Origin of the sequence: Paenibacillus sp. Dod16 (assembly GCF_049893405.1) — a bacterium.
Lineage (GTDB): Bacteria > Bacillota > Bacilli > Paenibacillales > Paenibacillaceae > Paenibacillus_AQ.
On the sequence record NZ_JBNDYG010000004.1, the window covers coordinates 1 to 22,444 of the forward strand.

19 protein-coding genes are annotated in these 22,444 nt (G+C 53.1%); 6 read left to right on the forward strand and 13 right to left on the reverse strand.

Going from position 1 to position 22,444, the window contains the following annotated elements:
- Positions 1-214: 214 nt before the first annotated feature.
- Positions 215-1,042, reverse strand: a complete 828-nt coding sequence (locus ACPV3A_RS03965; RefSeq protein WP_194545032.1) for an AraC family transcriptional regulator — start codon at positions 1,040-1,042, stop codon at positions 215-217.
- Positions 1,043-1,181: 139 nt separating this feature from the next.
- Here ACPV3A_RS03965 and ACPV3A_RS03970 point away from each other — a divergent pair, with 139 nt between their 5' ends.
- Positions 1,182-1,955, forward strand: coding sequence for a sugar phosphate isomerase/epimerase family protein (locus tag ACPV3A_RS03970; RefSeq protein WP_216532801.1), 774 nt, complete (start codon positions 1,182-1,184; stop codon positions 1,953-1,955).
- 25 nt (positions 1,956-1,980) lie between these two features.
- Positions 1,981-3,000, forward strand: coding sequence for a Gfo/Idh/MocA family protein (locus ACPV3A_RS03975; protein ID WP_071222294.1), 1,020 nt, complete (start codon positions 1,981-1,983; stop codon positions 2,998-3,000).
- A 143-nt stretch (positions 3,001-3,143) separates the two neighbouring features.
- On the opposite strand, the gene ACPV3A_RS03980 is transcribed toward ACPV3A_RS03975, so the two are convergent.
- The 8 genes from ACPV3A_RS03980 to ACPV3A_RS04015 form a co-directional block, all read right to left on the reverse strand.
- Positions 3,144-4,055, reverse strand: a complete 912-nt coding sequence (locus ACPV3A_RS03980; protein ID WP_426198234.1) for a glycoside hydrolase family 43 protein — start codon at positions 4,053-4,055, stop codon at positions 3,144-3,146.
- A 23-nt stretch (positions 4,056-4,078) separates the two neighbouring features.
- On the reverse strand, positions 4,079-5,725 hold the full coding sequence (locus ACPV3A_RS03985) for an MGH1-like glycoside hydrolase domain-containing protein (protein WP_426198235.1): 1,647 nt from the start codon (positions 5,723-5,725) through the stop codon (positions 4,079-4,081).
- Between the two features lie 21 nt (positions 5,726-5,746).
- On the reverse strand, positions 5,747-7,063 hold the full coding sequence (locus ACPV3A_RS03990) for an ABC transporter substrate-binding protein (RefSeq protein WP_426198236.1): 1,317 nt from the start codon (positions 7,061-7,063) through the stop codon (positions 5,747-5,749).
- A gap of 74 nt (positions 7,064-7,137) precedes the next feature.
- Positions 7,138-7,977: a carbohydrate ABC transporter permease gene (locus ACPV3A_RS03995; protein ID WP_426198332.1), complete on the reverse strand. Its 840-nt coding sequence runs from the start codon at positions 7,975-7,977 to the stop codon at positions 7,138-7,140.
- Between the two features lie 5 nt (positions 7,978-7,982).
- Complete coding sequence (locus ACPV3A_RS04000; protein WP_426198237.1) at positions 7,983-8,897, reverse strand: carbohydrate ABC transporter permease; 915 nt, start codon at positions 8,895-8,897, stop codon at positions 7,983-7,985.
- Positions 8,898-9,020: 123 nt separating this feature from the next.
- Positions 9,021-10,619 (reverse strand): response regulator transcription factor, encoded by a 1,599-nt coding sequence (locus ACPV3A_RS04005; protein WP_426198238.1) that lies wholly within the window; start codon positions 10,617-10,619, stop codon positions 9,021-9,023.
- Positions 10,594-12,411 carry a cache domain-containing sensor histidine kinase gene (locus ACPV3A_RS04010; RefSeq protein ID WP_426198239.1) on the reverse strand — a complete coding sequence of 606 codons (1,818 nt, stop codon included), beginning with the start codon at positions 12,409-12,411 and terminating at the stop codon, positions 10,594-10,596. Before ACPV3A_RS04010 ends, ACPV3A_RS04005 begins: the two co-directional genes overlap by 26 nt.
- Positions 12,412-12,523: 112 nt before the next feature.
- Positions 12,524-13,813 (reverse strand): Gfo/Idh/MocA family oxidoreductase, encoded by a 1,290-nt coding sequence (locus ACPV3A_RS04015; protein WP_426198240.1) that lies wholly within the window; start codon positions 13,811-13,813, stop codon positions 12,524-12,526.
- A gap of 125 nt (positions 13,814-13,938) precedes the next feature.
- On the opposite strand from ACPV3A_RS04015, the gene ACPV3A_RS04020 reads away from it, so the two are divergent.
- The 3 genes from ACPV3A_RS04020 to ACPV3A_RS04030 all read left to right on the forward strand — a co-directional run bounded on the left by ACPV3A_RS04020 (position 13,939) and on the right by ACPV3A_RS04030 (position 16,549).
- On the forward strand, positions 13,939-14,799 hold the full coding sequence (locus ACPV3A_RS04020) for a helix-turn-helix domain-containing protein (protein WP_426198241.1): 861 nt from the start codon (positions 13,939-13,941) through the stop codon (positions 14,797-14,799).
- Between the two features lie 65 nt (positions 14,800-14,864).
- Positions 14,865-15,164 carry a hypothetical protein gene (locus ACPV3A_RS04025; RefSeq protein WP_426198242.1) on the forward strand — a complete coding sequence of 100 codons (300 nt, stop codon included), beginning with the start codon at positions 14,865-14,867 and terminating at the stop codon, positions 15,162-15,164.
- A gap of 278 nt (positions 15,165-15,442) precedes the next feature.
- Positions 15,443-16,549 (forward strand): GIY-YIG nuclease family protein, encoded by a 1,107-nt coding sequence (locus ACPV3A_RS04030; protein WP_426198243.1) that lies wholly within the window; start codon positions 15,443-15,445, stop codon positions 16,547-16,549.
- A gap of 198 nt (positions 16,550-16,747) precedes the next feature.
- Here ACPV3A_RS04030 and ACPV3A_RS04035 read toward each other — a convergent pair whose 3' ends face one another.
- The 4 genes from ACPV3A_RS04035 to ACPV3A_RS04050 form a co-directional block, all read right to left on the reverse strand.
- Entirely contained in the window at positions 16,748-17,257 is a 510-nt protein-coding gene (locus ACPV3A_RS04035) for a hypothetical protein (protein WP_426198244.1), read from the reverse strand.
- Between the two features lie 24 nt (positions 17,258-17,281).
- A complete protein-coding gene (locus tag ACPV3A_RS04040; protein ID WP_426198245.1) occupies positions 17,282-18,244 on the reverse strand; it encodes a phosphotransferase enzyme family protein in 963 nt (320 codons plus the stop codon).
- 167 nt (positions 18,245-18,411) lie between these two features.
- Positions 18,412-19,086: a beta-phosphoglucomutase gene (gene pgmB, locus ACPV3A_RS04045; RefSeq protein ID WP_426198246.1), complete on the reverse strand. Its 675-nt coding sequence runs from the start codon at positions 19,084-19,086 to the stop codon at positions 18,412-18,414.
- Between the two features lie 188 nt (positions 19,087-19,274).
- On the reverse strand, positions 19,275-21,563 hold the full coding sequence (locus tag ACPV3A_RS04050; protein ID WP_426198247.1) for a glycoside hydrolase family 65 protein: 2,289 nt from the start codon (positions 21,561-21,563) through the stop codon (positions 19,275-19,277).
- 111 nt (positions 21,564-21,674) lie between these two features.
- Here ACPV3A_RS04050 and ACPV3A_RS04055 point away from each other — a divergent pair, with 111 nt between their 5' ends.
- Positions 21,675-22,418: a helix-turn-helix domain-containing protein gene (locus ACPV3A_RS04055; protein WP_426198248.1), complete on the forward strand. Its 744-nt coding sequence runs from the start codon at positions 21,675-21,677 to the stop codon at positions 22,416-22,418.
- The last annotated feature ends 26 nt before the right edge of the window (positions 22,419-22,444 follow it).

Sequence of the window (22,444 nt, forward strand, 5' to 3'; positions counted from 1 at the left end):
TCCAATTTTCTCATCTGCTCTATTGTAAAAACTCTATTGTAAAAACTACTCGTTTCAATTTTCCCATCTTCATCTCGCCCCTCATCTTATACCTTGATTAAAACACAAGTGACCCACAAGAGGGTCACTTTTTTAAAGTGTCCTTCTTATGGGTCACAGTTCAAGGATGAGCCTGGGCTGCTTTTTATTACCCCATTATATAGAAGGAAAAAATTCAGCGTGGGCTTTTCTCCTGCCCCGGCCTTGCCGGCACCGTTGCGGTCTCCCGGAATTTGACCGGGGATACGCCATAGTTGGCCCGAAATACCCGGTGAAAGTAGGAGTAGCTGGCGAAGCCGCAGGTTTCCGCGATTTCCTCCAGTGTCATCGTGCTGTATTTGATGCGCTCGACGGCTGCGTTCAGCCTGATCTCGAGGGCGTACTGGATCATGGTTTTTCCGTAATACTCCTTAAACAGCTTAACCGCCCGGGATAAGCTTAGCCCGACATGGGAAGCGGCCTCCTCCAGCTTGAAGGTAAGGGTGGCATGCTCCTCCACGAATCGCTTCAGCCGCAGGGCAGTGAAGGCAAGGCGATCGGTCGGCTTGATCTCGGTAATGGCGCGGTCCAGGCAGAGGCAGAGACTGCGCAGCAGGTAGTCGGTCAGTTCCCCGATTTCCCCTTCAAGGCCGCGCCGCTTCTCCAGCAGCATTTGTCTCCACAGACCCAGTAAATAATCGTCGAGCCCCACGTGACTGACGACAGGGCGGGGGATGCGGTTCCACCAATTATCAATCCAGGAGCCATCGCAGAATATAAAATAATCCCCGCTGGACACGCGGCCATCCTCGCCGTCTTCCTTTACCCGCAGCTCGTATTCATCTCCGGGCTTCAGCAGCAGCAGGTCGCCTGCCTGCACGTGGTGCTCGATGCCGTTGCAGTAGATTTCGCAGGAGCCTTCGGTTTGGAGTCGGAACAGATAGGTTGTCAAGCCGCCCCGATGGCTGTTGCTGAATTGCTGAAAGTGATAGGAATAGTCGCAGATGAGCAGCCTTGCTTCCATAATGGTAACAACCCCCAGTAAAAATATAAGCAGATAGTTCATGTTGCAGCAATATTGTTTATGTTCATTTTAGCCTATTTGCATGTATGATAGTAGCAGATAGAGCAGTAACTCATTTTTGGAATCGAGGTGCGCTATAATGAGAAGAATGAACATTGGTTTGCAAATGTATACGCTGCGCGATGAAACGGCACAGGATTTCCGCGGTACGCTCCGCAAAGTCGCTGAATTGGGTTATGAAGGCGTGGAATTCGCAGGTTATGGAGACATTCCGGCCGAGGAAATGAAAACGCTTCTTCAAGAGCTTGGGCTGAAAGCGATCGGCAGTCACGTGGGCCTGCATCTGCTTCGCGCAGATCTGCAGAAGGAAATTGATTACCTGAAAACCATTGGCGCTAAATATATGATGTGTCCATATGTGGCCGAAGAAGATCGTAAAGATGCCGAGGATTGGAAGAACCTCTTCTCCTTCCTGGAGGAAGTAGGGGCTGAAGCCCGCAAGCAGGGACTGATCTTTGGATACCATAACCATGCATTCGAATTCGAAGCCGAGGTTGATGGCCAGTTCGTCTTTGATGCAATGTATTCCGCAACGACGCCGGAAGCCGTGCAAGTGGAGATGGACGTATGCTGGGTACAATTCGCCGGACAAGATCCGCTTGCCTACATTCCGAAATACGCAGGACGTCTTCCACTGCTTCACCTGAAAGATTTCAGCAAGGATGCGGAAGGCAACATGAAGACGCTGGAGCTGAGCCAAGGCTCGGTTAACCTGCCGGGCGTCATTCAGGCTGCATCCGATGCAGGCACGGAATGGCTGATCGTCGAGCAGGACGTATGTCAGAATCCGCCGCTGCAAAGCGTGGAGAACAGCATGAACTGGCTGAAGCAGAACTACCTGAACCAATTTTAATTTATGAGCACAAAGGAGACTTTCGATGAGTAAAATTAAAGTGGCTGTGTTTGGCTGCGGCGCGATCGCCCAGCGCAGACATATTCCTGAATACGCGAACAATGCTAACGTGGAGCTGGTTGCTTTTGCCGATCCGGTAAAAGAACGCGCCGAAGAGATGGCAGCCCAGTATGGGGGTAAAGCCTATACAGACTATCAAGAACTGCTGAAGAATGAGAAGCTGGACGCCGTTAGCGTATGTACGCCGAACTATCTGCATGCTCCGATGAGCATCGCGGCTGCGAATGCCGGCCTTCATGTGCTGGTGGAGAAGCCGATGGCTACGACGGCTGAAGAAGGAGAGCAAATGATCGAGGCGGCCCGCAAGAACGGGGTATACCTGATGGTAGGCCACAATCAGCGCCTCATGCCTCCGCATGTAAAAGCGAAGGAAATTCTGGATTCCGGCAAGCTCGGAAAAGTGCTTACCTTCCGTACTTCCTTCGGCCACGGCGGTCCGGAGAGCTGGAGCCTGGATGGACGGGACAGCTGGTTCTTCCGTAAAGAAGAAGCGATTATGGGCGCCATGGGCGATCTCGGCGTGCACAAATCCGACTTTATCCGTTATTTGCTGAACGATGAAATTGTGGAAGTGGCAGGTTTCATCGGTACGGTCCATAAAGAAGGAACCGATGTGGACGACAACGCGACTTGCATCGTTCGCATGAAGAGCGGGGCCGTGGGCACGCTGATGGCAAGCTGGACGCATTACAGATCCGGCGATAACGGAACAGTGTTGTGGTGCGAGAAAGGTGCCATGAAGATCGGTACCGTTAACGGCGACGAGGTGGTTGTGGAGCTGACCGACGGTACGGTGGAGACCTACAAGGTTGGCGCCATGGCAACCAATGAGAAGCAGGTTCCGAGCGGCGTCATCGACGCGTTCGTCGAATCCATTCTCACGAACACGCCGCCTAGCATTTCCGGTGAGGAAGGACTGCGTTCCTTGAACGTGATCCTGGGTGCATTCGAATCCCAAGAGACGGGTAAAATCGTGAAGCTGTAATAAATGAGTGTAGAAGGAGGCCGTACGCGTAAGGCCTCCTTTTGTTTCTACGGGACAGTAACGCATAGCTTTGGGAAGTTAAGCCTATAAAAAGAGCCGCTCTGCCATGTTCATGGAGAGCGGCCTTTTCGCGTATAGAGATTTTACTTGGGCATGCGTGTAGTCCGATACATCCCATCCATCTTGATGCTGTCTCCATCCTCTGTGACGGGGATGAAGATCGGCCGTTCATCCGGCGTGCGGTTCGGGGTATGCACGGTCAGCATCAGCTGACCGTTCCAGGTACGGAAGACCATGCCGTGCCCGCCGTCGCTGGCATATAAGGGCCCTGGCTCTTGGAGCCAGGGCCCCGTCAGCTTGCCGGTTGTCGACTTGGCAACGCCGAGCGCGTATCGGCCATCCACAAAGCTGGCCCATAACATGAGCAGACTCCCTGACGTTGTCCGAAACAGAAACGGTCCGTCCGTCACGTAGTTGCCCGATCCGGGAAAGCGGGGCGAGTGGAACGGCGTGGCCCAAGCGGCTTCGGAGGCACGGAACAGGGTCACGGGCTCCGAGGCTGCTTCCGTGAGATCGGGACTCAGGCGCATGGCGCAGATCTCGCCGTCCCCGACCTGCTGCCATTCATGGCAGAACACCATCCACGGCTGATCCGTTTCGTCGATATAGAGCGTGCCGTCCAGGGAACTCCAGTCGGCTGGGGTCACGGGCCCTTCGCTATGGAGGGAGAAGGGCCCTGTCGGCTCTTCTGCAGACAGCACTGCAGTGCCCAGCCGATCGTTATCTTTTCGGCGGAAGGTGGCAAACATGATGTAACGCCCATGGTAATAGTAGACTTCGGGTGCCCAGAAGTTCACGTCCGCAAAGAAAACGACCGGTTTGCGAAAGACCGTGTAAGGGCCTTCCCAATCGTCGAGATCACGGCTGATATAGACATCGAAGCCGTTTCCTTCCCTCCATATATTTTTGTCGGTGCTGCCGTACATGTAGTATATTCGCTGTGCCGGGTCGGGCAGTACGTAGGGGTCCCGAAGTTGAATGTCTTGAGTTCTCATGCTTAAGCGTTCACCTCCTTCAATTAACGATAGGCAGGATAGATGATGCCGATATCCCTCTCCGTCTTTAAATCTCCGTCTGAATACAGCTGCGTTTCATTTCCTTTGATCTGGATCGGAATGGATGTGCCTTGATAGCGGAGCTCGCCTTCAATGGTACGCACGCTCATGCCGATCACGCCCTCCAATTGTCCGCTGCGGTCCGTGACCAGCCGAATCCCGGCGGGGGCTTGAATATGAACGCGGCCTTCCCGGTATACGGTGACGTTGTCCGGGGTATTCACCAATTCGTAGTGCAGCCCGTTCACGGTTCGGCTATAGGCCGTGTTGCCGGCAACTTCTTCGCCATGATCCATGTCGACGGGGAGAAGACCGGTAAACCACAGCTGATCCGATCCGATCGGCATGATGCCGCAGAGCCGTTCCACGTAATCCAGCAGGCACAGAATGGAAGGGGAATACATCTCGGTAAAGCCCTCTTCACCGGTCCAAGGGCTCAAGGTTTGCGGGAAGCGCTTCGCCTTGGACAAGGCGGACAGAATGGGCTGCAGCACCCAGGTCAGCTCGACATACCGGTGGTGATGTTCAAAGGCATGCGGCGCCCGGATCAAGCTCAGGAAATTGGACGGCCCGCCCCAGCTGTTGTAAGAGGAGGACGGATCGAACCGCGGATCGTCCATCGCCATGGACGTAAACGGATATTTGGCGAAGAATTTGCGGGTATTCAACAAATAGCGACGCAGCATGTCGTCAAACAGCTCGCGGTCGCCCACCTCGCAGGCCATCACGCGGAGCAGCACGTCGGATTGGACCCGGACCAGCTCTTCGTTCCGATCCCGGTCGTAGAAGAATTGATCCTCCACGTCATAACAGTAACGGAAGAGGCTGTTCAGGCTGGCTTCGGCTTTGGCCCTCCAATCGGCTCCGGATTCGCCGAGCTCTTCGGCCATGCGGGCCAAATACATGCGCTGGCAGTAGATGTTGGCCGTCAAATCCGGTGCCAGGAAGGGCAGTACCGGGGAGTCCGGGTGGAAGGCGGCGGCATCGTTCCTATAGGGCGTGTCCGGAACATGCCAGAACCTGGGCGACAGATCATGCCCGGTATCAAAGGTGCTGAAAGCCTCCACGCAGCCGGTCCCCCGGGTGCTGCGGTAACGCGCAATCCAATCGTCGTAACGCGACATGGCTTGGTACATGGTCTTCAGGAAGGAGAGGTCCCTTCCATGAAGCTCATAGTGGTTCCAGACGCAGCGCGCCAGCGGCGTGACGAGCTGGATCTGGCGGAACGAAGGGCCGTTCTCCGTCAGTTTATAAGGGAGCAGCCCATCCTCCCTTTGCTGATCCGCAAAAGCGAGGTAGGTGGTTTCCGAGACCGAAGGAATCAGTCGCGATAGCAGTTCGGCATTGATGGTGCCGGTGCTCTCCAGCCAGCAGCCGAGATAGATACCGCCCTCCTGCAGAATCGGATCGCTGCCGTTCATCGGCACGATGCAGGCCAGCAGCTTCTCCAGCGCGGTATAATAAGCCGTTTCCAGCCGTCCGCCCGATGCCGCGAATCGGACGCCAGTCGTCTGCCACTCCTGCAGCAGTTTCCGATCTTCCCGTTTACCTGGCTGCACCCGGTCCGGTATCGAAATCCGGCGCAGCCGGTCCAGCATAACTTCTGTCATGTCCGCCTCCTTGAAAGCTTGTTATTGATTCGATTCAAATATGCGCACGGTGCCGTTATAGAAGTCCGCAACGGCCTGCTCGACGTTTTTCCGGCCGAAACCGATCTCCTGGGTCGTCGTCTGGGCCAGCTTGGAGAACTCGGCGAATCCCGGCGGATTATAACTTACGTCAAAAGGCTCGGTTTTCGTGGCTTCTGATACGAGACTCGTGTAATTGTACACAATCTCTTCCACGGGGCCTGCTTCCTCCTGGAGAAGGTTGCGGTTGGCTTCCGTTACCGGCACGCCGCGGTCGTTACCGAGGATTTTGGCCGCTTCGGGATCATTGATCCAGAAGTCCATGAGCGTGGCGACCTCCTTCGGATGCTTGGTGTTGGCATAACCGGATAGTCCTTGGCTGGACTCGAATACTACGCCCGTTCCCTTCGGACCTCTAGGTACCGGATGGAGGATGAGCGGATCTTCCGTCAGGCTCTGGAATGCGGCCAGTTGATTGGAAGGGAGAAGGCTCATGGCAGCTTTGCCCGTAATTAACAAGGATTTGCTGGTATCATCGTGCGGATTGGATACCTGAAGTTCAGGCGTAACGACACCGCCGGCTTTCGATGCCTGCTCCCAATACTCGAACCATTCCTGAATGTCTTCCTGGGCAAAGCCAAGCTTTCCGTTCTCCATGTCATACAGCTGTTTTCCGCGCTGCTTCAGGAAGATATCCATTCCGTCGACGGTGAAATTATAAGTACCGTATACGCCGTCGCCAAGCTTGTCGGACAATTCTTTGCTGATGGCGGCATATTCCTCCCAATCCCAATCCTGCTCCTGCAGAGGAATGCCTGCCTTTTCGAACAGTGCCTTGTTGATGACGATTCCCCGGGCGTTTGCGCCGGCCGAAATATGCTGCAGCTTCCCATCCAGGCGGCCGTATTCCACCATAGTGGCATCCATGCCGTCCAGCTTCAGTTCGCTGCCGACATACGGATCCAGGTTCAGCAGCACATCTTTTTTGGCATAGTCCACCACGTTTCCGCCCAGGAAGAAGATATCCGGTGCGGTGCCGGAAGCGAGCTGGGTGTTCAGCTTGTCGAAATATCCGGAGGAAGGCGAGAATTCACCGACGATTTTTATGTTCGGATGTTTGTTCTGGAACACCTTCAGGGCTTCGTTCGTAATATCGGCCCGTTTTTGGTCGCCCCACCACATCATCCGCAGCTCGACCTGGCCGCTCGGCTCGGCCCCTGCGTTCGTACTCCCGCCTTCTCCCGTGTGATCCGTTCCGGAACAGGCGGTAACGAATAACAGGAGCGAAGCCAACATGCCAACGAAACATTTCTTCAACATGGATAATCCCCCAGTCTAATCATTATTGGTTCATTTACAGCACGCTTTCGCACCACGACAGGCAGCTTCTGAGACTACTTCAGGCCGGTCGTGGCAATGCCTTCGAGAAAATAGCGTTGAAACACCAGAAAGATGATCGTCACAGGCAGCAACGACAGCGTGGACATGGCGAGCAGCGCCCCCCAATCCGATTGCCCCGAAGGATCGAACAGGGATCGGATCCCCAGCTGTACGGTGAACAACTCAATCTTGCTTAAATAAATCATCTGGCTAAAGAAGTCGTCCCAGCTCCAGATGAAGGTGAAGATGGCCGTCGTAATCAGCGCAGGGACGAGAAGCGGCACCACGATGCGGAAGAAGATCTGCGATTGTCCGCAGCCGTCGATGGTCGCGCTCTCGTCCAGCTCCCGCGGAATGCCGCGGATGAACTGAACCATCAACAGGATGAAGAAGGAGTCGTGCGCCAGCCATTTGGGCAGGATGAGCGGGAAATACGTATTGATCCAATGCAGCTCGTTATACAGAATGTATTGAGGCACGAGCGTTACGTGGTAAGGCAGCATAATCGTTACCAGCATGATGCTGAACCACAGGYCTTTGAATTTGAACTTCAATCGCGAGAAGGCGTAGGCTGCCAGGGAACAGGAGACGATGTTCCCGATGACGCTCATGACCGAAATCAGCACGGAGTTGCCGAAGAACCGTCCGAAGGAGATGCCCTGGAGCCCGCTCCAGCCGTTCACGTAATGATCCAATGTGAAGGCAGTCGGAATGAGGCTGCTGTTGGTAAAGATGAGATGATTCGGTTTAAACGAGCTGAAGACGAGCCACAGCACCGGATACAGCATGAGCAGGCCGAGGAGGATAATGGCGGCATGCCTCCCGGCTTGAACCAGTTGTCGCTTAAGCGGCATATCCATTACCTCCCCTCCTGGTTATCCCCGTAGAAGACCCAGAACTTTGATGTGAGAAAAACGATTCCGGTGAACACGCCGATGATGACCAGCATGATCCATGCCAGAGCCGAGGCATAACCCATATCGAAGAACGAGAAGCCTTTCAGATACAGGTACAAGGTGTAGAACATTGTGGCGTCGAGCGGTCCTCCCCGCCCGTCTCCGATGACATAGGCCGGCGTGAAGGCTTGGAACGAATTGATCATGCTCATGATCAGATTGAAAAAGATAACGGGTGACAGCATCGGCAGCGTGATACCGAAGAACTGACGGATCTTTCCGGCACCGTCTACGCCGGATGCTTCATATAAATCAGTCGGAATCTGTTTCAGACCGGCGAGGAAGATGACCATGGCCGATCCGAACTGCCAGACGGACAGCGTGATGATCGTATACACCACATAGTCGGGGTGGGCGATCCACGAGGGGCCCGAGATGCCGAACCAGCCGAGGAACTGGTTGACCAGACCGCTGCCGTCAAAGATTTGGCGCCAAACGATGGCAATGGCAACGCTGCCTCCCAACAAGGAAGGGATATAATACACGGTCCGGTAAATGCCGAGTCCGCGGATGCCCTTGTTCAAGGCCATGGCGACCAGCAGTGCGAACGCAAGTCTCAGCGGCACGGATAAGAACACATAGTAGAACGTTAGCCACAAGGATCTTTGAAACGTATCGTCCTCGGTAAAAATCTGGACATAGTTGCTGAGTCCCGTCCAAGTCGGCGATGAGAGCAGGTTGAATTTGGTCATGGATAAGTACAGCGATGCAATCATCGGCCCCAGCGTCAGACAGAAGAAGCCGATGAGCCAAGGCAGAAGAAACAAGTAGGCTGTCTTATTCTGCTGGCCGTATAAGGGCCTGGACAGCTTTCTCATAATGTACCTCCCTTCAGGATGGATGAGCATGGGCGGTTACCTGACGGCTTGAAGCCGCTTACAATCGGGATGTCGGTGCGCCTGGTAAACTCATCATACCGGGGGAGGAGAAAGGGCGGAATCTCATTTCTTCGGATCATCGCGTTCGATTTTTTCGGATTGCGACAGTCGGAACTCGGAAGGGCTCTGATTGAACATTTTTTTGAATTTGGAACTGAAATAGCCGGGAGAAGAGAAGCCCGTCAGCTCGGCTATGTCCCATACCGTCAATCGGGTCTCCTGCAGCAGGCGTACGGCGTGTTTCATCCGAACTTCCGTAACGTACTGGATGAACGAGACCCCAGCCCCTTCCTTGAATATTTCCGAGAAGTAGGTAGGGTGGTAGTTATACTGCTCGGCCAGCGAGGTCAGCGATAATTCCTGCATGTAATTTTCCTCGATATACCGCTTGGCGGATTCAATCAGGCTAGCGTCTCCGTCTCCGGATTCCAGGTGGTGGTCCACAAAATCCTGTGCCCACTGCATCAGCAGGCGTTCCGCCTGCTCCGGGGTCTCGAGCCATAAAACCCATTCGGGTGAAATCCATAGAGGCCCCCCTCCCTGTGAATGCCGTATGTTGTCGATGGCGGCGGCTTCCATAATCAGCGTAATTTGAAAAAGGCTCCGTACCAAGCGGCAAGGTGATATCCGGAATGCCTCGCCCAGCTCCCTCCGGATGATGCTGCGGAAGGATTCCAATTCGCCCCGGATCAGGCAGCGATGAAGTGCGCGGCTTGTTTCCTCCGGCAGCAGCGGACTTTGGTCGGTTACGAGCGCCTGATCCGGTCCGTTCTGGCGTCCTGCCAGATTCCAGGCCAGGAGGGAGTGGATATAACCCTCTTTCCATCGCTCAAGTCCCGACACGGGCAGCCCGAGTCCCACCTGCACCTCTACGGTTAAATACGATGATGCCTGCATGGCGATTTTATCCGCGAATTCATGCTGAATGCCGCCAAGCGTAATGAAATGCATGATACCGGGATGAGCTGCATCATGAAACACCTGAACGCTGCACGGATAAGACTCGGCTATTTCATGGCAGACCATTTGAAACGGAAGGCGGAGCTGCTCGGGGGCGCGGCCTTCGGGTGCTTTCTGCATGCCGGATTCCCTCATGCCCACGGTGATGAAGCATACGCGGCCGTCCTGCCAATCCTCCAGGTGAAATAGTCGAATCCGTTCCGGCAGGGAGGCGGGGGGGAGACGATTGCCGCGCACAAGGTCCAGCAGGAAACGCTCTTTCATTTCTTTGTAATACTGGGATAGCTGCCACTGCATCATTGCCGAATCATTCCGTACCTTGCGGTTCTTATCCAATTCCTGTTTGATTTTGCTTAAGGCGGATTTCAGGTCGTCCCGGGCTACGGGCTTCAGCAAGTAGTCCATGGCCTGGCTGCGGACGCCCGCTCTGGCGTATTGAAAATCCTCGTATCCTGTAATGATGATGATCTGGATGGTCGGATTGTGGCTCCGGCAAACGTCGAGTAGCTGGACGCCGTCCATGACGGGCATGTTCATGTCGGTAATGAGCAGGTCATACGAATGGGATCTCAAGAGCTCTTCAGCTTCCAAGCCGTTCCCGGCCTCCCCCGAAATGGCAAAGCCCATGCTTTCCCAGTCGACTTTCAGCTTTAGCCCTTCACGAACCTCGATCTCGTCATCTGCGATCAATACGTTGTACATGATATTCCTCCTGTACCGGTAGAATCAGTTCAATGCAAGTGCCGGCTTCGCTCCCGTTCCGAATATGAACGGCAAATAAGTCGCCGTAATGCAAGCGGCAGCGTGCAATCACGTTGCCGAGTCCAATGTGCCAGCTCTCGCTTCGGAGGATCGGCTCTAATTGAGAGGCCGCCGCGGGATCCTGGAGTTTGCGGATGATCTCGGAGGGCATGCCGGGACCGTTATCCGCGACGTGGAGGTGCAGGCGGCTGTCCTGCCTGCTGATCCGGATGTCCACCTGTGCCGTGGTTTGATGCTGAAAGCTGTACTTGACCGCATTCTCGATCAGCGGCTGCAGAATGAACTTGATCATCACCAGTGAATCCAGCCGGCCTTCCTCGTGGATGGAGATGTCGAGTTTATGCCCGAAGCGGGTTTGCAGAATGGAGATATAGTGGCGGACATAAGCCAGTTCTTCGGCTAAGAGGACCCGGTCGTCGCTGGTATTCATGGAGAAGCGCATCATTTTGCCCAGGTCCTCGATCACCTGCACGGTATCGTCCGTCCGGCGCTGCATGGCAAGACTGCTCACCAGCTCCAGGGTGTTAAACATGAAGTGGGGATTGATCTGCATGAGCAGCGCTTTATATTCGGCTTGCTGGCGGAGCAGCTTCAGCTCGAATTCGTTCTGGATATGCTGCCGCAGGCGGCTGATCATATAGCGGAAGGTGGAGATGACGTAACTGACCTCGCTCTTTACGTTTTTGTCGGGAGGCAGTACGGACTCGGCCTGGTCGAATGCTCCGCGCTGCACCTGCCTCATCGCCAGGACCAGACGCGTTAAAGGCTTGGTGACGCCATAGGAGAGCCATGCGGCGGCAAACAGGGAGACCAGGATCAGAACGACCGTAACCACTAGGATGGTGCTCTGAAGCTTGTGAAGAGAGGAGTACAGCTCCTTTTCCGGCGCCAGGCCAGCCAGCATCCAGCCGGTGCGCCCCAGCTTCTTGTAAACCAGAATGTCCCGCTGCCCCTCATCGTTGGTCAGATAGACAACACCCGATTTCAGCGGGCCGTTTCGAATGCGATCGATCTCCGATAGGGCTTCGGTGCCAAGTTCATGCGCCTGCTGGGATAGAATCGGGCTTCCTTGCTCGTTCAACAGAAAAATCGTGCTGTTCTTAGCCAGATGAATCCGGGTGAGCGGCTCCAGAAAATAAGACTCGCTGACGTTAACCTTCATCACGTTCTGCGCCGTGGCATGATGGAAGGTCCCGATGGGCATCAGCAGGCTGACGACGGGATTGCCGTGATCCCGGACACGTTCATGCTGGTCCGTATGCGCTGGCAGCCAGCGGTCTCCGGACGCGAAGAAGTTCGTGTACCACGATTCCCGCAAAAAGGCAGGGTCGCTTTCGACTTGGTTCTCGCCGCCGATCCGAAGCCCGCTGCGCCGATAGATGGATACGTCGGAGATACTGGTGTAACTGTTGGTCGCCTGGGTCAGAAATCGGCTCATGGCAAGATTGGCCAGCATTTTCTCCCCTTCGGGCAGCAGCGGGTCACTGATGGCGTTATCCCAGTTCTTGGCCGTGTCGCTGTTGAACACGAGGGAAGCGACATCGTAAATCTGCATCTGGACCATATCGACGTAGGAGCCGTATTCCTCCATCTTCTCAAGGGCTGAGGATTCGATGTAGGAGCGGATCACGGTGCGCGATTCCGTAAACAGCAGGAAGGAGAGCGTGCCGAAAGAGAGGACGAAGAGTGCGACGATAAAGGCGATCAAACGGCTTTTTAATGAGAAGAACATCAATTACCTCCTTTACGAAAAGCGGATTTCTAGGCGGTTTGCGACATGTAAAAAAGGCTGCGCAAATACGCAGCCTTTGAAGGGCAAGTTGCTTGAAGCAGCCGTGTACGGCTTAGAAACGAACCAGATTGTCGATTCGTACAGGCATGCCGGTGGCGATGGCGCGGTTGGCTGCAATTCCTGTCAGTATGGATCTCGCCCCATCGATATGGTTGGCCGCACGGGCATACGGATCTTCCACCGGTTCCCCGAACAGATCATTCAGCAGCACAGGGTCGCCTCCGCCATGTCCGCCTTTTTGCTCCTCGACGTGAACCTCGTACGGGGCATCGAACATCGGAAGCACCCGCAGCGTTTTCCCGATTAACGCGCCTTCTTGGCTTTTGTCGCCCAGTGAATTGACGTAGGATTGTTCAACGATGTTCATCTCGATCCGGCCTTTGGTGCCGTTGATGGCGATGCGATAGCCTTCCCACGGCTGGTAGGCGACAAGAGAATAGGTCAGAATCGCTTTGTTCTGATATCGCACGAGGACGCCCATCGTATCCTCAATGTTGATGCCGTCTCCGAATACGCTTTGATCCCGCTGGTAGCCATCCTCCGGCTCGGCATCCAGGTACATGGCTTTGAGATGCGCATCCGAATCCAGATGGAGTGCAAAAGGGTCCTCTTTGGCAATGGGGTTCCCGGTTGCGCGATTGTAGAATTGCGTAACGCCCCGCGTTTCGGCATTCTCTCTACCATAATACATGAGATCTCCAAATGCGAAAACGGTTTCAGGATGGGAACCGATCCAGAAGTTGACCAGGTCGAAGTGATGGGTGGATTTATGGACGAGCAATCCGCCGCTGTTCCGCTTGTCCCGGTGCCAGCGCCGGAAGTAGTCTGCGCCGTGGCGGGTATTCAGCAGCCATTCGAAGTGAACCGAAGTCACCTGGCCGATGGTGTCATTCATGATCAATTCCCGTACCTTGGTATGATGGGGGGCGTAACGGTAGTTAAAGGTGACCCTGATATTTTGTCCGGTCCGCTTGGCGGCATCCAGAATGGCCTGGCATTTTTCCTCGTCGATCGTCATCGGCTTCTCGGTCACGACGTCGCACCCAAGCTCCATTGCGCGAATGATGTACTTGTGATGCGTCCGGTCGATACTGGTCACGATGACGAAGTCAGGCTTCTCGTTCTCGATCATCCGGTCGAATTGGTCTGCGGGGTAGGTAGGCACCTCGGTGTATTTATATTTTTCCCGCAGCAGCTGATTCGCGTAATTCATGCGGGTTTGGTTGATATCGCAAAAGGCAGCAAGCTCGGATTTGTCGCGGAAATTCTGGGCCAGTGCGCCATAAAAAAATTCGGCGCGGCCACCGGTACCGACCAATACATAACGTTTCTTATCACTCATCTCTATCGCCTCCTTGAATATAGCTCTAGCCTATAACAAGGGAGCACTGCTTTCGCCGCATTTCATGCGTAATCGCTTTCAAATGCCGCATATTTTGCTATAATCCTAGGAAAGGGGGCAGCCGCATGACCAAGCCGTTTCGAGCAGATTACCACGATCCCACCGGATATTTGAACATGGAGTATGACCGCCGCATTGGCTATTTCTCAATGACGGTCGACCATCTCCACGATCATTATGAGCTGTACTACCTGTTATCGGGCGAGCGGATCTACTTCATCAAGGATCGCTCTTACAGAGTTCGGGCCGGTGATCTTGTCTTCGTGGACCGGAATGCCGTTCATAAGACGCTGGACAGCGGCCGGCCCGACCATGATCGCCTTGTCCTCTATATAAGCCCGGAATTGTTCGCGGATCTGGCCGTACCGCCTGAGCTGGCCGAAGGGCTGAAGGAGCCGTTCGGCTGGGATGTTCCGATTCTAAGGCTTCCTTCGCCAGCGAGTGAAGCGGTGGAGCGAATGGTCGGCGAAATGGTGAATGAGATGATCCATCCCCAAGCGGGAAGCAGCTGGCTGCTGCGGCACCGAACGGTCGAATTGCTGCTCTTCGCCTACCGCAGCCGGCATTTGGGTACGGTTCGTTCAGCCGATACGGAGCCGGTTCTTCATCCGAAGACCCAGGCGGTGGTCCGGTATCTTAACGATAATTATCAGAAGGCTTTAACGCTGCCCGAGGTAGCGGAGGCGTTCCGGATCAGCCCGCACTATCTCAGCCGGCTGTTCAAGCAGACAACGGGGTTTACCTTTAGCGATTATCTGAACCTGCTTCGGATTAAGGAAGCGCAGCGCCTCCTGCGGGAGACCGATGATTCCATCACGGATATCGCCTGGCGATCGGGCTTCAGCAACTTCTCTCATTTCGGAAAGATGTTCAAGCGGACGGTTCAGCTGTCGCCGAGAGCATACCGGAAGCAGTATAAAGAGTAGGGGCGATTTGGCTATAGAACATAATGGAGGGAATTTACGTCTATGACATAGAGGGAGTTGATGTTATGCGTATGATGTGCGTGATGCTCATGGTTGTTGTTCTAATATCAGGGTGTGCCTCAGAACAGAGTATGGACAGCGATGCTGCGCTTGATAAGGTTATGGACAAAGTACCAACGTGCGGGGCGAGCTTAGAAACGATTAACCATGTTATCGAAACTACAGAGAACGAAAATGGCTTCACGGTTATAATCGCGCAAGATTGCGAGCCTGAACATGGGGAAGGGCCGCAGATGAGGTCAACCTATACGTATGTGGTAACTTCCAATAATGATGTACAGTTAGTTGAAAAGAACGGATTATGATTGCTTATTGGAACAGCCTGAACAGGAGCGGGGGATCCCGTCTGTTCAGGCTGTTTCAGGCATAGTTGGGGCCGCTGGTGGTGTGCGAGAGTGCGACAACCAATCAGCCCTATGCGAGAAGGGGTAATAAAGCTGTAGCCCTAGTCCCTAATAGAGGCACCGCGTTCATCGAGTTGGATTAGCCCGTGACTGTGGTGCTTTTTGGTGTGCATATGGTATCTTGGAAGTGAACGAAAACGCCATGTTTGATAGATTCGTTGAGAGGATCGACAGTCAAAATGAAAACAAAAATACAAGAGTTGCCGCTGTCGCCGGGCGTATATCTTATGAGAGATTCGCGGGGAACGGTCATATACGTTGGCAAATCCAAAAGTCTCAAGAAGAGAGTACAATCGTATTTTTACAACAATAAATCGCACTCCCCAAAAGTGAAGAGGTTGGTTCAGCATGTCAAAGACCTGGAGCATATCGTTACCGACACGGAGTTTGAGGCGTTCATGCTGGAATGCAGGCTCATTCAAGACTTAAAGCCGATGTATAACCGCAAGATGAAAAATCCGCTAGGTTATAGTTATATCGTATTGCGGCAAAAGCGAGATTGGCGATGGCTGGAATTTACGGATACACTGGATGAAGGCGGTCCCGACCGATCTCGTTTTTTCGGCCCCTATACAGCCAGCAGACATAGTCTTGAACATGCAGTGCAAAAGGTTAAGGAATGCTGTAAAATCGCCTGCAATCACACACCTGCCGCTTCTTCGGCAAATACTCCCTGCTTGAATTATTCGATTGGCCTCTGTCTTGGCAAGTGTCTTGGCGGTGAAAGCGCGCGGCAATTTGATGACATCATGGATCGATTCATTGCTCTGCTTCAAGGGGACGACCGACGTTTATATGATGAGATGGAGCGAAACATGCTCGACGCCGCAGCGCGTTTCGATTTTGAGCAGGCTGCAAAATACAGGGACGGCATGGAGGCGGTGAACCCGCTCTTAAGTAAACGGGATGTGATCGAGTTCGCCGAGGAGAATCATAGCATCGTTGTTTACGAATATTTAGACGAAGATACCATTAAGTTATTCCTGATTAAGGGGAACGTTGTGCTGCACAGCGAGCGATGCTCTGTGGCTGCAACAGTGGATATTGAATCGTTGAGGCGGAGGGTCAAAGCCTTGATTCTCAGCTATTTCACGAAGGATACGGAATGCGATGCTGCCGAGGTTACCCGGGAAGATATCGATGCTGCACAAATCATCTACAGCTATTTGCAGAGCAGCGTCTGTCGCTATCTTGTTCTTCAGGATTCATGGATGGAAGACGATGGGGAGCCTGATATGGAGGCTGCACTACGGGATTTTTTGAACAATTATGTTGTGTCATCTTAATTTGATCATGAACCGGTTGCTGCAACCGTTTTTTTATTACTAATAAATTTCCAATCTTAATTTGAGGAGTCGTTATCCTGCTGGGCGGAGATTGTATTGTAGGAAAGTTATCAGCGGAAATAGGTCTTTACCATATTAGCCTCTATCCGACACGGATAGAGGCTTTGGTTTACTTATTTACTTCCAACAGCAAACGTATTAAGGCTTATTGAAAAATCGCCCCATCGGCATCTCTCTCGTAAAAGTGATCCCCCCATACCTATATTTCACTTCAATTTGGGTGATGGGCTCATCGTTATAAAGACGGACGCCGTAATTAAGCGGAATGCGCGAACCTTGATTGAGCGCGGCTCTCTTCTCGTCCGGCATGAGCTCGGGCTTTAACGGCACCTCCCGAATATCGACGAACTGGATATCTGGATCTTCATCAAGGCCCTCGCCGCCGACCAGATGAAGGGAATAACTGACGCCCAGCTCGGCCTTGGCAGGCTTCATGCCATTATTCACCCGCACGTCCAGCAGCTCCACATCGGCGAATCCTTCATTGATAACCTCGAAGATGATGGTGTTTTCATCCGTAAAGGATGTAAATCCACCCACCTTGATGGGCGTGGGGCGAAGGAACAGCAGGTATAGAAGGATGGATGAAAGGAGCAGCCCCAGGCCCATATATAAGAGCCTGCGGAGAGGTTGAGATCTTGGTTTCATGGCAGAGCAATCTTCCTTCTCTTATTAAATAGACAGCTTTACAACGGATTTGCCTTCCTCAATATCCGCTTTCATCGCTAACACATATTTCCGAGTGCGTTCATCCATCTCATTCCAATTTACGAATTTGGCGAAGTAGACATAGGAGTAGATATTGCGAAAGTCAATGAACAACGGGATCCGCTCGATCCAATCCTCACTCAGTGTATTCTCTTGAAGGTAGCCGGATAAAAACGAGTCGAAGAATCGGGCCACAAACTCGGCTTTCCGGTTGTCCGGAACCGTCTGGACCGCATGATAAATAGCGATGGCGATATCGTAGGCGAACCAATGGTACGAGACATCCCCAAAATCGAAAAAGATAATCTCCCCGTTATGTACGTGAAAGTTGTGATGGTGGAGGTCATTGTGGACGATGCCATAGCCTTCCTGATCCTGCGGAAGCGACTCTAATTCCTTAAGATACTGTTTCCACTGTGCTTGAACTCTTTCACCTGCAGCCTCCGGGAACGCATCGGTAAAAATTACATGATCATTCCAATGGGAAAACGCCATTCGGTGCACGAGTGAGGAAGCGGTGGCGTTCTTTTTGCCGAGCTTATGCATACGGCCCATCCCGCGTCCCCACTGCTTGATTATCGAAAAATCCGATGTCAAATCCGTTAACGGGCTGCCGGGAGCCTTCGTGAAGGCAATGACATGGTAACGCTTGGAATCGTGGGTTACCTCTTCAATAAGAAGGTCCTGGGCAGATCTAATGGACTCGGCGATGTTCAGACCCTGCTCGGCGAGATAGGCCATCCACGTAAGCTCGCGAATGATCGAGGCTTTGCGGTATGTGGATGCGTCCAAAAATTTAATAATGAAGCGGCGTCCGTCTTCGCCGTTGTATTCAAATACATTCTGATCGAATCCCCCAAGTAACTTTAGCGAATAAGAACCTCGGCCGAATCGTTCGGCCCCTTGATCCAAGACAGCCTGTTCCATGGAAAGTCCCCTTTATCGTATTCTCGATATGATGCTCATGCTTACATACCGGAAAGTTACTGTACTCACTACCAACTACAGTCTAACGAAGATCGCGGGTGGTTGCAAAAAATGGGAGGACATACGAAAAAGGGCGCTCCCTTAGGAGCGCCCTTACAATTTCTTTATCAACCTTCGAATTTCTGAGCCAGCTCACGGAAATTTAGCTCCGCCGTGCTGGGCAGCACGACATCCGCATGCGGGAAATGCGCGGCGTTGCCGATCGCGACGGCGAACATGCCGGCGCCCTTGATGGCGTCAACACCGGATGCGGCATCCTCCACGCCGATGCAATCGGCAGGCTCTACGCCAAGCTCTGCGGCAGCGGTGAGAAAGATCTCCGGGTCTGGCTTGTTGTTCTTCAGCTTGGTTACGTCGACAATCACGTCGAATTGATCCATGACGCCAAGTCGGGTCAAAACGGCAATGGCGTTCTTGCTGGCGGACGCGATGCCGGTCTTCAGGCCGGCCGACCGGATGTCTGCCACAAACTCCGTAATCCCCGGCAGCAGATCGGCTGGTGTAATCGTTTCAATCAGCTCGACGTACAGCTTATTTTTGTTGTCAGCCAGCTGTACCAGCTCTTCATCAGAATAGTTTACAGGCGTCTCCGCCTGACTTAACAGGAGCTTCAGGGAATCCATGCGGGATACGCCTTTGAGATTCTCGTTGAACTCTCTCGTGAAGGGAATGCCCAGCTCGGTTGCCGTGGCTTTCCATGCCTGATAATGATACTCCGCGGTATCGGTAATGACGCCGTCCAAGTCAAAGATGACAGCCTTCAGCTTGCGTGTTTCATTCATATCTTATAGCTCCTTTTTGAGATATCGGAAAGTATAAGCCCGAGACAGGGACATTCTGATATCGCAAGAAAAATGACGGTTTATCGCAGTCTGTTTTCATAGAAAACTTGTCGATCGATCGTTTTCCTCGTAAACCGGGAGTGATGCCCTGCGCATAGGAAGAGCAAGCACCTAATGCCTAAACATCGTTATTTGCTCTGCAGCGCATGTTTCACAGGTTTCCCGGCTTCAAGCGTTACGGCCTCGTCATACAGCTTGATCTCGATGGATTCGCCTTCGACGATCTCCAAGGTCACGCCGTCCTTCTCGATGGATACGCCGATGAGGCGGCCGCGGAAGTTCAAGCGGAATGCATACTTCTCCCAGTCCTTCGGAATGGCCGGGGAGAGGGAAAGTCCGCTTTCCTTCAGACGCATGCCGGCAAAGCCGTAGACGATCGACATCCAGGTGCCGCCCATGTTGGCCATGTGCAGGCCGTCCTTCGTGTTGCCGTGCGTATTGTCCAGGTCCAGGCGAGCCGTCTCGATGAAATACTCATACGCTTTGTCCATATTGCCGATCTTCGAGGCCATGATGCTGAAGATGCAGGAAGACAGCGACGAATCATGCGTCGTGATGCCTTCGTAATAATCATACGAACGCTGGATCGTTTTCAAGCTTTGCTCGTCTTCCAGCAGGAAGTGGGCGAGCACCGTATCCGCTTGTTTGCACACCTGATAACGGTAAATGGTGAGCGGGTGATAGTTCAGCAGCAGCGGATATTTGTCCTCCGGCGTGTTCTCGAAGTCCCATACCGCTTTACGGAGGAACGTATCGTCCTGCGGGTTAATGCCGAGTGCTTCATCATACGGGAGCAGCATGGCGTCCGCCGCTTTCGCCCAAGCAGAAATTTCATCCGTGGTTACGCCAAGCCGGTCACACAGGGATTTGAAGCCTTGCGCATCGTAGGATTCCAGAATGGCGCAGCTCTTGGCGGCCCATTTCAGGTTATGTTTCGCCATGACGTTGGTGTAATAGTTGTTATTCACGCAGCAGGTATATTCATCCGGCCCCGTCACCTCATCGATATGGAAGGCGCCGTTATAATAGTGACCGATGTCGGCCCACAGACGGGCGGTTTCGATCAACACTTCGGCCCCATAGGACAAGAGGAAATCCCGGTCCTGCTCGGCGAGATAATACTGAATATAGCTGTAAGCGATGTCTGCGCTGATATGGTATTGCGCCGTTCCCGATGGGAAGAAGGAGGAGCATTCCGTTCCGGAGATCGTGCGCCACGGGAACAGTGCGCCTTGCCGATGTCCCATTTCCCGCGCTCTGTCTCTCGCCTGCTCCAGCGTGGAATAGCGATACAGCAGCAGCTGGCGCGCAATGTCCGGCTGGGTCATCAGAAATACCGGGAACATGTAAATCTCCGTGTCCCAGAAATAATGGCCTTCATAACCTTCGCCGCTCAGTCCTTTGGCGGAAATGTTGCTGTGCTTGTCCCGACCGGCGGATTGCAGCAGCTGGAATAGATTGAAGCGGATGCCTTCCTGGAGCTGGTCATCGTTCTGAATCACGACATCGGCTGATTTCCAGTAGTCGTTCAGATACTCGGCCTGTTCGGCAAGCAAGTCCTCGAAAGAAAGATCCTTCAACTCCTCCTGCAGTTGGATTCCACGTTCAATCATTTCCTGCCCGTGGCGAAGACTGTCGGTATACAGATTATATTTTGTAAAGTGGATCGGTCCTGTCAAAGGAAGGGTAGCCGTGAACGTAACCTCTCCGGATCCGGCTTCGAGCTGAATGTCGGCATCGGCATCCAAGCGGTGACGGGTCACGCAAGCCGCACGCAGCTTGGACGCCATCGTCTCATCAACGACATAGGCATCGCTGCCCTTCACGCCTGCATCGATGACGGTCATCCGTTCCGCATGTCCTGCGCCTACCCGGGGATCGTTGGCATTGGTATAGTTCTTCGCTTTGCCGTTGACGGTGGAAACGATGCGAACCTGGCCGTTGAAATTGATCGGTTCGATCCGTACGTCGATGGCGAACAGCTCCCGGTGCGCGAAGGACACCAGACGGCGGAAGGTCAGCTTGATCTCTTTGCCTTCGGGCGATTTCCACTGCACAATGCGTTCGGAATACCCCATGTCCATATGCAAGCGGCGTTCATGGGCAGTAATCGTTCCGTGATCCAAGCGGAAGGGTTCTTTTTCGTCGCCTAAATAGATCAGGACCGTTTGGGCATCAATATTGTTAACGAGTTTTTGCTGCGTATCGGGAAAGGCGAAAAGCTTCTCGCCGTATGGGATTTCAATCACGTCGTGAAAAGCGTTCAGGTAGGTACCGCGAATGGTGGACATGCTCTCTCCGTAGCCTTCTTCGAAGTTGCCGCGCACACCCAGGTAACCGTTTCCGAGCGCAAAAATACTTTCCATATTCAGCAGGGCTTGCTGCGACAAATCAGGATTTGATATATTCCAGGTCATGTTCTACACTTCCTTCCTAGCATGGTTATGCTTGAATTTTAGAACCAATCGGGTTTATGTTATACTAAAATATCAAGGTTTTTATCAATATTTTTAGGTGGTGTGTAAATAATGAAAGAGCCTTCACGCTCGGGAAACCATCCCTTTTACCTGTCTTCCCGCATGCATTATTTGCGCGAGAATTTTATCCATCCCCCGTTTGACTATGAGCATGAGCTGCTGGAAGCGATCCGCTTCGGCGATGAGAATAGAGCCATGGACATACTGCGCAAGATTAACGAGCTGGAAGCGGCTGTACTGGCGACGTATCCGCTTCGGTCGAAGAAGAATGCCTTGATTGCTTCTTGCACCTTATTTACCCGGGCGATCATCAGGGGCGGCGTGGATCCGGAGATTGCCTTTCATTTAAGCGATACGCTGATCCTTGAGATTGAGAGAATGAATGACGTGGAGCGGCTGGTTCATTTTGAATATGAAATGCTGGTGCAGTTTGTGTCGATGATTCGCTCCGAGAAGGAAGAGGTGGCGTACTCTCATATCGTGAATCTGGCGATCTATTACATTCGGGAGCATATTTTCGAGGAACTGACCCTGCAGAGGGTCGCGGAATATTTGAAGGTCCACCCGAGCTACCTGTCCGATCGTTTCAAGCGGGAGACGGGCGAACCCATTACAACCTTTATTAATCGGCGGAAGATCGAGGAATCCAAGCATTTGCTGGCCAATACGAACCAGTCCATTTCCGAAATCGCGTTTACGTTCAAGTTCTGCAGCCAGAGTTATTATACGCAATTATTCAAGAATTTTACGGGGATGACGCCGAGAAAATTCCGGATCAGCGGAACGGCGCGATAAAGGACAATCACAGCGAACAACGAGAA

Coding starts and splice junctions, on each gene's coding strand:
- ACPV3A_RS03965 (WP_194545032.1), bottom strand. CDS start 1,042: ATGGAAGCAAGGCTGCTCATCTGCGACTATTCCTATCACTTTCAGCAA.
- ACPV3A_RS03970 (WP_216532801.1), top strand. CDS start 1,182: ATGAGAAGAATGAACATTGGTTTGCAAATGTATACGCTGCGCGATGAA.
- ACPV3A_RS03975 (WP_071222294.1), top strand. CDS start 1,981: ATGAGTAAAATTAAAGTGGCTGTGTTTGGCTGCGGCGCGATCGCCCAG.
- ACPV3A_RS03980 (WP_426198234.1), bottom strand. CDS start 4,055: ATGAGAACTCAAGACATTCAACTTCGGGACCCCTACGTACTGCCCGAC.
- ACPV3A_RS03985 (WP_426198235.1), bottom strand. CDS start 5,725: ATGACAGAAGTTATGCTGGACCGGCTGCGCCGGATTTCGATACCGGAC.
- ACPV3A_RS03990 (WP_426198236.1), bottom strand. CDS start 7,063: ATGTTGAAGAAATGTTTCGTTGGCATGTTGGCTTCGCTCCTGTTATTC.
- ACPV3A_RS04000 (WP_426198237.1), bottom strand. CDS start 8,897: ATGAGAAAGCTGTCCAGGCCCTTATACGGCCAGCAGAATAAGACAGCC.
- ACPV3A_RS04005 (WP_426198238.1), bottom strand. CDS start 10,619: ATGTACAACGTATTGATCGCAGATGACGAGATCGAGGTTCGTGAAGGG.
- ACPV3A_RS04010 (WP_426198239.1), bottom strand. CDS start 12,411: ATGTTCTTCTCATTAAAAAGCCGTTTGATCGCCTTTATCGTCGCACTC.
- ACPV3A_RS04015 (WP_426198240.1), bottom strand. CDS start 13,813: ATGAGTGATAAGAAACGTTATGTATTGGTCGGTACCGGTGGCCGCGCC.
- ACPV3A_RS04020 (WP_426198241.1), top strand. CDS start 13,939: ATGACCAAGCCGTTTCGAGCAGATTACCACGATCCCACCGGATATTTG.
- ACPV3A_RS04025 (WP_426198242.1), top strand. CDS start 14,865: ATGCGTATGATGTGCGTGATGCTCATGGTTGTTGTTCTAATATCAGGG.
- ACPV3A_RS04030 (WP_426198243.1), top strand. CDS start 15,443: ATGAAAACAAAAATACAAGAGTTGCCGCTGTCGCCGGGCGTATATCTT.
- ACPV3A_RS04035 (WP_426198244.1), bottom strand. CDS start 17,257: ATGAAACCAAGATCTCAACCTCTCCGCAGGCTCTTATATATGGGCCTG.
- ACPV3A_RS04040 (WP_426198245.1), bottom strand. CDS start 18,244: ATGGAACAGGCTGTCTTGGATCAAGGGGCCGAACGATTCGGCCGAGGT.
- pgmB (WP_426198246.1), bottom strand. CDS start 19,086: ATGAATGAAACACGCAAGCTGAAGGCTGTCATCTTTGACTTGGACGGC.
- ACPV3A_RS04050 (WP_426198247.1), bottom strand. CDS start 21,563: ATGACCTGGAATATATCAAATCCTGATTTGTCGCAGCAAGCCCTGCTG.
- ACPV3A_RS04055 (WP_426198248.1), top strand. CDS start 21,675: ATGAAAGAGCCTTCACGCTCGGGAAACCATCCCTTTTACCTGTCTTCC.